The sequence below is a fragment of the Aeromonas simiae genome, assembly GCF_000820125.1.
Taxonomy (GTDB): Bacteria; Pseudomonadota; Gammaproteobacteria; order Enterobacterales; family Aeromonadaceae; genus Aeromonas; species Aeromonas simiae.
The window spans coordinates 20,541-28,719 of record NZ_CDBY01000047.1 but is presented as its reverse complement, the minus strand read 5'-3'; the positions used below and the strand labels follow the sequence as shown (position 1 = coordinate 28,719).

The following is an 8,179-nucleotide window of genomic DNA, read 5'->3' as shown; positions in this document are numbered from 1 at the left end:
TTTGCGCGCTGATCAACACTTCTATCAGGATCTAGTGGAAGCCGGTGGCTTTGAATTGGAAACGGCTGGTTCGCTCAAAGGCGGTCGCAAGTTGTGGGCGCTGGCCCGTACCGGCCAGGATATGAAACTCAAGGGTGGGGATGTGGTGAAGTCTTACCTGCTGCTCGCCACCAGTTGCGATGGCACCCTCTGTACCACAGCGCAGTTCACCTCCCTGCGAGTGGTCTGCAATAACACCCTACAGATGGCGCTACGCGACAGCAGCGGGGCGATCAAGGTCCCCCACTCCACCCAGTTCGATGCGGCTACGGTGAAAGAGTCGCTGGGACTCGGCCTCTCCCATTGGGATGAGTTCAAAGCCCAGACCAAGGCATTGGCGCAGCGCCCGGTCGCTCCTGAAGAGGCCCTGCGCTTCTTTAGCGACCTGCTGGCCCAACCGCTGGATGACGAAAACATCATCCTCACTCGTCCTGTGCAGCGCCTGTACGAGCTCTATCAGGGCGCCGGGATGGGGTCTGATTTATCGAGCTCCCGCAATACCGCCTGGGGGCTGGTTAATGCGGTGACCGAGTACGTGGATCACCATCGCCGTGCCCGTAGTCAGGATCACCGGCTCGACTCCGCCTGGTTCGGACAAGGGGCGCAACTGAAAATCCAGGCGTTAAACCGGGCCCTCAACCTGTTGCAGTGATGGCCGTATCCATCTAGGATATAAACTAAAGATTATATTGGTGCGCTATGTGGACAGTAAAAACGACCGAGCTGTTTAATGCTTGGTTTGATGTGCAAGATGAAGCGACGCAGGAGAAAGTCTTGGCTGGGCTACTCGCCTTGGCACAAGGTGGCCCATCGGTAGGGCGTCCCCTGGTCGATACCATCAAGGGCTCGCGTTTTACAAACTTAAAAGAGCTGAGGGTGCAGCATCAGGGAGAGCCGCTACGTGCATTCTTTGCCTTTGACCCGCTGCGACAAGCCATCGTGCTTTGTGCTGGCAACAAGGGCGGGAACGAGAAGCGGTTTTACAAAGAGATGCTGCCGTTGGCTGAGGCACAGTACGCCAGGCATCTGGCTGAGTTGGAGGAAAAGTAATGGGAAGAACACTTGACGATTTGCTGGCCTCCCGTTCAGAAGAGAGTCGGCAACGCATCCAGGAAATGGCAACCGAGCTGTTGCTGGAGGTGCGTATACAGGCGCTGCGCGAAGAGCTGGAGGTGTCGCAGGTTGAGTTGGCTAAGGCACTCGGTGTCAGTCAGCCTGCCGTCGTGGCGATGGAGCAGCGTGGCAGTGATATCAAGCTCTCCACCATGAAACGCTATGTTGAAGCGATGGGCGGCAAGCTGCGTGTAGATGTGGAATTGCCTACCGGCCGACACATCGGGTTCAACGTCTGACGCCGTTGCGACGACCCGTTAACAGACATCTAGCGATTTAGCTCGCCCATCAACACCCCATCCTGAGGCTGCAAATGCAGCCTATTTTCATTCCACCAGAAAGCAAAAATCCCCTCACCCGGACTGGCGTAAGCCAATCCGGGCGGGAGCATTTATGCCGTCAAGCAGGAGTCACGATGAAAGCAAAAGCCAAATACGGTCAGGCCATTCGTTTAGCCTCGACCTCCGACCTCCCTCGCGAACAGTGGCTGGCGATCCGCAAGCTGGGGATCGGCTCGTCCGATGCCGCCGTGGCGGTGGGCCTCTCACCCTATAAATGCCCGCTGTCGCTATGGCTGGAGAAAACCGGTCGCAAGGAGCCGGAAGATATCTCCCACAAGGAAGCGGTGCTGTGGGGTATCGAGCTCGAACCGGTCTTGGCGCAGGTCTACGCCAAGCGAACCGGTTACCGGGTACGCCGGGTCAATGCCGTACTACAGCACCCCGAACACACCTTTATGCTCGCCAATCTCGACCGGGAGGTGGTGGGTCACCCCGACGGCCCCGGCATCCTCGAAATCAAGACCGCCAGCTATCACAGTGCCCCGCAGTGGGAGGAAGGTGTGCCGGTCGCCTACCAGTGTCAGGTACTTCATCAGCTCGCCGTCACCGGCCATGCCTGGGCGGAGGTAGCTGTGCTGATCGGGGGTCAGGATTTTCGGATTTATCGCATCGAGCGCGACGAGGAGAAGGTCCGGGATCTCACCGAGCGTGAAGCACAGTTCTGGCATCAGGTCACCAGCAACCAGCAGCCCGAGCCCGATGGCTCTGAGGATGCAGGCTCGGCGTTGGCTTGGCTATTTCCCCGCGATGACGGAGAGACCGTCGATCTCTCCGATTCCCCCGAGTTCAACCAGCTGTTCGGGGAGTTACTGCATCTGCGCGAGCACAAGGAGGAAGTGGAGCTACGCGAGTCGCAGATCAAGCAGCGGCTACAGGCCACGCTGGGCGAGGCCACGGCAGGGCTCTTCGCCGACGGCAAGATCACTTGGAAACGCAGCAAGGATCGGCTGGCGCCGGACTTGGAACGGCTCGGGCAGGATCATCCCGACCTGCTCAGCCACTACGTCAAACCGGTGCCCGGCTCACGCCGTTTCACCATTCAGGCCACTCATGCTGGCAGGAGTTAAACACCATGATCAAAGGACTGGCAATTACCCCGCCCGTGATCGGGCGGATCTGTATCGGCAGGCTGGTACAGAAAGACGGGAAATGGGTGCCGGAGAAGGATGACAGTTTCACCCTCACCACCCAGGTGCAGCAGAAAGGGGGATGGTTACTCCATCCCTTGCATCAGCAGTTCGCTCAAGGGCATGAGCAGGCCAAGATCCGCGCCATCCCGGTACGTGTGCTGTTCAATGACAGCGATCTGAACCTGCGGGCAGAGTACAGCGCCTTTGACCGCCAGACTGGGCGACCGCTCTGTGTCGGCAATGGAGAGATGGCAAAACGGGTGGGGGCACAAGGGATGGAGGAGGTCAGTTGCCCCGGTCCAGAGCGCTGTCCCTACGGCCAGCAACAGGGCTGTAAGTTGTACGGACGACTGAACCTATTTGTGGAGGGACAGGGGGATGAACTCGGCAGCTTTATCTTTCGTACCACCGGCTATAACTCGGTACGAACCCTGGCGGCACGGCTCAAGTATTTCGAGGCAGTGAGCGGTGGATTGACCCGCTATCTGCCACTGACCTTGAGGTTGCGGGCCAAGAGCACCACCCAGTCCTACCGTACCCCGGTCTACTACGTGGACTTGACGCTGCGTGACGAACTGACCCTGACCGAGGCAGTCGGTCAGGCACGGCAGGAAGCGATGCAGGATGATGAAGCTGGGCTGACGATTAGCGAAATGGAAGCCGTGGCGCGGGCGCTACTGCGCAATGGTCAGTTCGAGGAGGTGGATGAAGAGGTGCCAATGCTGCTGGAGGAGTTTTACCCCCAGGTGGAGGAAGGGGAACATTCGACTGCCGAACCGGCTCTGCAAGCGGAGACCAGACCACGGGGAACGCGAACTCGGGCATCCCCGTTAACCAACAAATTGGGTAAAGGCGCGGCACCGGCACCCGGTGCGCTCTAACTCAGGATCTGGCCAGACGCTCGACCAATCGCTCAAACGTCTCCAGCGGCAATGCCCGGTCGGCACTGTCCAGTCGGGCTAGCTTCTGCCCCAAGACTGTACCCTGCTCGGTTGGGCGCGGGCGGGTCTCATACATCTTTTCACACCGACTCCAGGGCACCCATTAGGTGCCCTGTTGCGTTTATATGCCTGACCACAAGGAGTTAACTTCATGTCTCGATTCACCCCAGGCGATCATTTGGTGACCGTTCGCCTCGGTTATACCCACCACGGCCTCTATGTCGGGGGCAACCATGTCATCCACTATCAGGGGCCTAATCTCGGCCTACCCGGTGAAATAGTGATGACCTCTCTGGATGAGTTTTCCGATGGTAAACCGGTCTGGTGCAAGCCTTGCCCTGCCAGGCTGTATGGCCGAACAGAGAGCCTCGAACGTGCCCGTACTCGGCTGGGCGAGCATCGGTACGATGTATTATTCAGTAACTGTGAACACTTCGTGATGTGGTGCATCCACGGTATCCATCACTCGACACAGGTTAGCCAAGCAGCGGCGGCGGTGGCGAAAGCGGCCCTCCGCACTCAGCAGACCACCATCATGCCCCCAGCTACAACCGTGTTGACCCGAGAACGCACAGCATCTGATTGCATGACGCTCGCCACCTCAGCTATCACCCTGACCACCCTTGCGACATCGCCAAGCTGGGTCCCCTTGGCAACCGGCGTATTAGCCGCTCACGCAGTAAGCCGCCTCTGGTCCTGGCTCACCGACTGAGCCACTGCCGCTACCTCACACTTTCAAGGATCACTACCATGACTATTCCCTTTCACCGGGACGGCATCAGCCTGCCTGTCTGCCAAGCACTGTTGGCTCTACTCAGCCAGGAAGCCGAACGAACCGACCTCGACCTGGGACGCTGTACCCAGCTGACCTTCAACTTCCGTAACCCCGGTTACAGCGCCGAACAAGGCGGCGTTCACCCGGTCGAAATACGCCTGGTGCGTGGTCTTGACGACTGGTTGTTCGATTACGTCACCGACTTCAGCTACCAAGGGCTGGGGCAAGATGCCGAGCTCTGCAAGGAGCTCGATTTCAACTTTCTCGATGGGGAGCACACCATGTTGGGCTGGGGACCGTTGCGACTGGCCGAAGCGCGGGAGTTGTTCGATATATGGCAGAGCAACTTCATTGCCTACTACCGGTTGGAATGTTTCAGCATCACGGTCAGCGGCGATTAGGAGGTGTGAAATGCCACATGAATTAGCGCTCTCCCACTACTCACGCCAATGGCTAGAACTAGTTGCAGCCAAAGCCAGGTTACAACCTGTACACAGCGGCAAACACTGGCTGCTGCACATCACCCCCGATAGCCCACATGTCCGAACGGTGACTCTACAAGTTCGCTGGTCTGGGGTTCAGTGGCAACTGCTCACCATCAGCAATGCTGACGACTGGCGCACTATGAACCAGCCTGTGAATGAGATCTGCGTTGATCCCAAGCGCAGGTGTTTCTGGCATTGCCAGGCAGGGCCGGTCCCGCTCACTGAACAGCCCAGGGTACTGGCCAGCTTTCTGGCTGACCTGCAGCGCATTTGTATTCATCGCGGTTTTACCGTGGAGAGTGACCCCTTACCCCATGAGGAAGGTGCCGATGACCAGAACACTGCTCGCCCTTGAGCTGGAGGGGGTTCACGATAGCGGGGGGCAGATCCAAGTAGTGCGGGACTACGGTCTACGGGTAGATGGCTACGCCCTCTACCTGCGCTATCAGACCGAACAGGGTTACGCACTGGCCGAATGGCTGTGCGATCACCCACAGCGGGAGTGGCTGTATGGCATCGGCAACCTGCTGGCCACCAGTTACCACCTCCCGTTGCACGACCTGACACCGCAAGGGCTGGCCCAGGCCCCCCACTGACCCACTCGCCGCAATCACCACCCCCTTTATTGCAAAAAAGCACACCCCACCAGCCCATAGGCCAGTGGGGCGAACGCTTTTGGAGGATCCATCATGTTGCATCAGAAACTCATCGCCGGGGAGGAACCCGGCACTTATCGCGTGCCCGGCCTCGTTACCGACGACGATTTGCTGATCATTGCCCAGATGATTGCCCGCCAGAAACTGGCCAAGGGCGTTGCCATTACCGATAAGCACTTGGCCCTGCAAGGGCTGCTGCAAGCACGAGATCGCGAAGTCTTTGCAGCGTTGTTCCTCGATAACCAGCACCGGATCCTGGCCTATGAAGAGCTGTTTCTCGGCACCCTGTCCGCAGCGACCATCTACCCCCGCGACGTGGTCAAGCGGGTACTGCACCACAATGCCGCAGCGCTGATGCTGGTGCATAACCACCCGTCGGGTTACCCGGAGCCCAGCAGTGCAGATATCGAGATCACCCAGCGGCTACAAAGTGCCTTGGCACTCGTGGATATCCGAACTCTGGATCATCTGGTGGTCGGGACGGAGGGCGTGGTGTCGCTGGCAGAGCGGGGGCATTTGTAACGGTCACGCCGGTCAAGCGGCCCGTTCGGGGAGTAATAAAGCATGGTCAGCAGTGACTAATGCAATGACTCACCATCATTCGGAGTAAACAGAGTATGAGCACAATAGGCAGTTGGGGATTACATACCCAGGTCCAACCACGCTTTGGCGCACGTGCCATTGTCGAGAGAAGCGGAGTCTCCCTGCTATGGGATCGCAGCGGCGTCTATGGCGAGGCTGACGAGCAGTGGCTTACCGATATCGACACCGTTTTACCGGGGTTTATTGAGCGTCTTAGCAAGCTCTTTCAACAAGGGGAACTGCTGAGCGACCAAGATAAATTGGTGACGTTGAGGCAGGGGGATTGGGTCTGCCTGGCCAATCCAAGGGCCAGCTATGGTTACCTCTATCTGGATGTCTACCGGCAAGAAAGCGGCAATGTTCAAGCCACAGAGGCGTGAAACCGACACAAAGGGTGAGCCACATGCTCACCCTCTGCCTGAGACTTATTTTTTTGCCTGACTACTGAACCCCAAATGCCTTACATACGGTATCCACGGACCGGCAACATGATCGACTTCAGCTATCAGGGGGCAGAATGCGGAACTGTGCCAGGAGCTCGATTTAAACTTCTGGAGGACGATCACTACATGCTGGAGTGGGGGCCGCTGCCGCAGGCTAGTGCCATAGAACTGTTTGTTGTATGGCAATCCAATTTCATCACTGGTGTTACGCCGCAACTCCCAGTACAGCAGGAATTCAGATAAAATGTGCAACACTCATGGTTAAGCGGCGAGAGATAGTGATATGTGCGGTCAGAATGTGAAGAGCAGTGAGGTAATGCTGTCCATGCTCGATTCGATGGCGCCCATGCCCGGCTTGCCGCCTTGTCTGTATTACATGATGCCGTTGGAGAACTTCCGGACGGTACGCAAGCACGGCCTTGTGTCCCGCAGTACTGCGATGGCGCAAGGGCTGCACATTCAGGATTATTCGGATCTGGAGGTGCAATCTCGGCGCGCCAAAAGGCGCGAGCCGGTTTTTCAGCGCTGTTTGCATGATTACGTACCGTTATACCTGAACCCCAGAAATCCCATGCTGTACCGACTCAGGGATCGGGCTGCAGATCTAGTTGTGCTGGGGCTTACGCCAAGTCTTTTGGATTACCATGATCAGCACTGTTTTACGGATGGCAATGCGGCCAGTGAACTGACGCTATTTGCGAAAGGCCCATCGGTGGTTCTGCCTTCACTAGAAGCTCTCAAGGCAGTGTACTGGAACGATGTGCCGGATGGTAAGCGTCGACGCTGCGCTGAGGTACTTGTAGCGCCTAGTATCGCCCCCGGATTTATCGAGGTCGCGATCTGCTCAAACGCCGAAACAGCTGCGGCTGTTAATGATGCGGGGCTTTATCTAGATGACCGACTGATTGTCGATCCGAGCTTCTTTTTTGCGGGGGCTTTTAGGTGAGTAATGTCTCAGTGGTTACGGGCAATATCTTTTGCTCTCGCGCCCAGACGTGCGTCAACACCATTAACTGTGTTGGTGTGATGGGAGCAGGCATCGCATTCGAGTACCGTTTGCGTTATCCGGACATGTTCCAGCAGTACCGTGCCCTGTGCGAGCAAGGGCAGTTTAGTATTGGGAAGTTATGGATTTACAAAGCAGCGGATCGCTGGGTGTTGAATTTCCCGACCAAGAAGCACTGGCGCTACCCGAGCCAGGAAGATTTCTTGCACGCCGGGCTAGAGAAATTCATGAGGACCTACGAATCTCGCGGGATTAGCTCTGTTGCCTTCCCGCTACTAGGGGCTCAGATGGGGGGGGTATCGGCTGAGCGCTCATTGGAAATCATGCTGCATCACCTTGGCACTTGTGCGATTCCGGTGGAGATTTATCGCTATGACCCTGTTGCACCAGATGATCTGTACGAAGTATTCAAGACTAGATTCTTGAAACTGAGCTCCGAGCAGATCAAGTTCAGCAGTGGTTTGCGTTCTCAGTCTATCGAGGCAATTAGGACAGCGTTGGCGGACGAGCGGGTCTGTCAGCTGAATCAGCTATTGCAATTCGAGGGGATTGGAGACAAGACCTTGGAAAAGGCTTACAGCTTTGTCACGCAGGTGTTGAGGGGATCGGAACAGAGAGCACCGACGCAAGCATCATTGCTCTAACTGTGGCCTCGGAATCAACGGAAA

13 protein-coding genes are annotated in these 8,179 nt (G+C 57.1%); all 13 read left to right on the top strand.

Annotated elements, in window-relative coordinates; translation table 11 throughout:
- Positions 1–691, top strand: a 691-nt coding sequence (locus BN1134_RS08430; RefSeq protein ID WP_042046569.1) for a DUF932 domain-containing protein, incomplete at its 5' end; no start/stop codon positions are given.
- Between the two features lie 47 nt (positions 692–738).
- On the top strand, positions 739–1,089 hold the full coding sequence (locus tag BN1134_RS08425) for a type II toxin-antitoxin system RelE/ParE family toxin (RefSeq protein WP_042046568.1): 351 nt from the start codon (positions 739–741) through the stop codon (positions 1,087–1,089).
- A complete protein-coding gene (locus tag BN1134_RS08420; RefSeq protein ID WP_042046566.1) occupies positions 1,089–1,391 on the top strand; it encodes a helix-turn-helix domain-containing protein in 303 nt (100 codons plus the stop codon). Before BN1134_RS08425 ends, BN1134_RS08420 begins: the two co-directional genes overlap by 1 nt.
- 176 nt (positions 1,392–1,567) lie before the next feature.
- Complete coding sequence (locus BN1134_RS08415; protein ID WP_042046565.1) at positions 1,568–2,560, top strand: YqaJ viral recombinase family nuclease; 993 nt, start codon at positions 1,568–1,570, stop codon at positions 2,558–2,560.
- 5 nt (positions 2,561–2,565) lie between these two features.
- On the top strand, positions 2,566–3,504 hold the full coding sequence (locus BN1134_RS08410) for a recombination directionality factor (RefSeq protein WP_042046564.1): 939 nt from the start codon (positions 2,566–2,568) through the stop codon (positions 3,502–3,504).
- A gap of 211 nt (positions 3,505–3,715) precedes the next feature.
- Positions 3,716–4,276 carry a lecithin retinol acyltransferase family protein gene (locus tag BN1134_RS08400; protein WP_042046561.1) on the top strand — a complete coding sequence of 187 codons (561 nt, stop codon included), beginning with the start codon at positions 3,716–3,718 and terminating at the stop codon, positions 4,274–4,276.
- Positions 4,277–4,314: 38 nt separating this feature from the next.
- Positions 4,315–4,740: a DUF2787 domain-containing protein gene (locus tag BN1134_RS08395; RefSeq protein ID WP_042046560.1), complete on the top strand. Its 426-nt coding sequence runs from the start codon at positions 4,315–4,317 to the stop codon at positions 4,738–4,740.
- Between the two features lie 413 nt (positions 4,741–5,153).
- The gene (locus BN1134_RS08390; RefSeq protein ID WP_042046558.1) at positions 5,154–5,420 is read left to right on the top strand and encodes a hypothetical protein; all 267 of its coding nucleotides are present in this window, start codon (positions 5,154–5,156) and stop codon (positions 5,418–5,420) included.
- 93 nt (positions 5,421–5,513) lie between these two features.
- The gene (gene radC / locus BN1134_RS08385; protein ID WP_042046556.1) at positions 5,514–6,002 is read left to right on the top strand and encodes a RadC family protein; all 489 of its coding nucleotides are present in this window, start codon (positions 5,514–5,516) and stop codon (positions 6,000–6,002) included.
- Positions 6,003–6,097: 95 nt separating this feature from the next.
- Positions 6,098–6,442 carry a type IV toxin-antitoxin system YeeU family antitoxin gene (locus BN1134_RS08380; RefSeq protein WP_042046554.1) on the top strand — a complete coding sequence of 115 codons (345 nt, stop codon included), beginning with the start codon at positions 6,098–6,100 and terminating at the stop codon, positions 6,440–6,442.
- A 108-nt stretch (positions 6,443–6,550) separates the two neighbouring features.
- Positions 6,551–6,748 carry a DUF2787 family protein gene (locus tag BN1134_RS18875; RefSeq protein WP_052449453.1) on the top strand — a complete coding sequence of 66 codons (198 nt, stop codon included), beginning with the start codon at positions 6,551–6,553 and terminating at the stop codon, positions 6,746–6,748.
- A 73-nt stretch (positions 6,749–6,821) separates the two neighbouring features.
- Positions 6,822–7,451: a DUF4433 domain-containing protein gene (locus BN1134_RS08375; RefSeq protein WP_158197746.1), complete on the top strand. Its 630-nt coding sequence runs from the start codon at positions 6,822–6,824 to the stop codon at positions 7,449–7,451.
- The gene (locus BN1134_RS08370; RefSeq protein WP_042046553.1) at positions 7,448–8,155 is read left to right on the top strand and encodes a macro domain-containing protein; all 708 of its coding nucleotides are present in this window, start codon (positions 7,448–7,450) and stop codon (positions 8,153–8,155) included. The genes BN1134_RS08375 and BN1134_RS08370 overlap by 4 nt, the downstream gene beginning before the upstream one ends.
- Positions 8,156–8,179 lie beyond the last annotated feature (24 nt).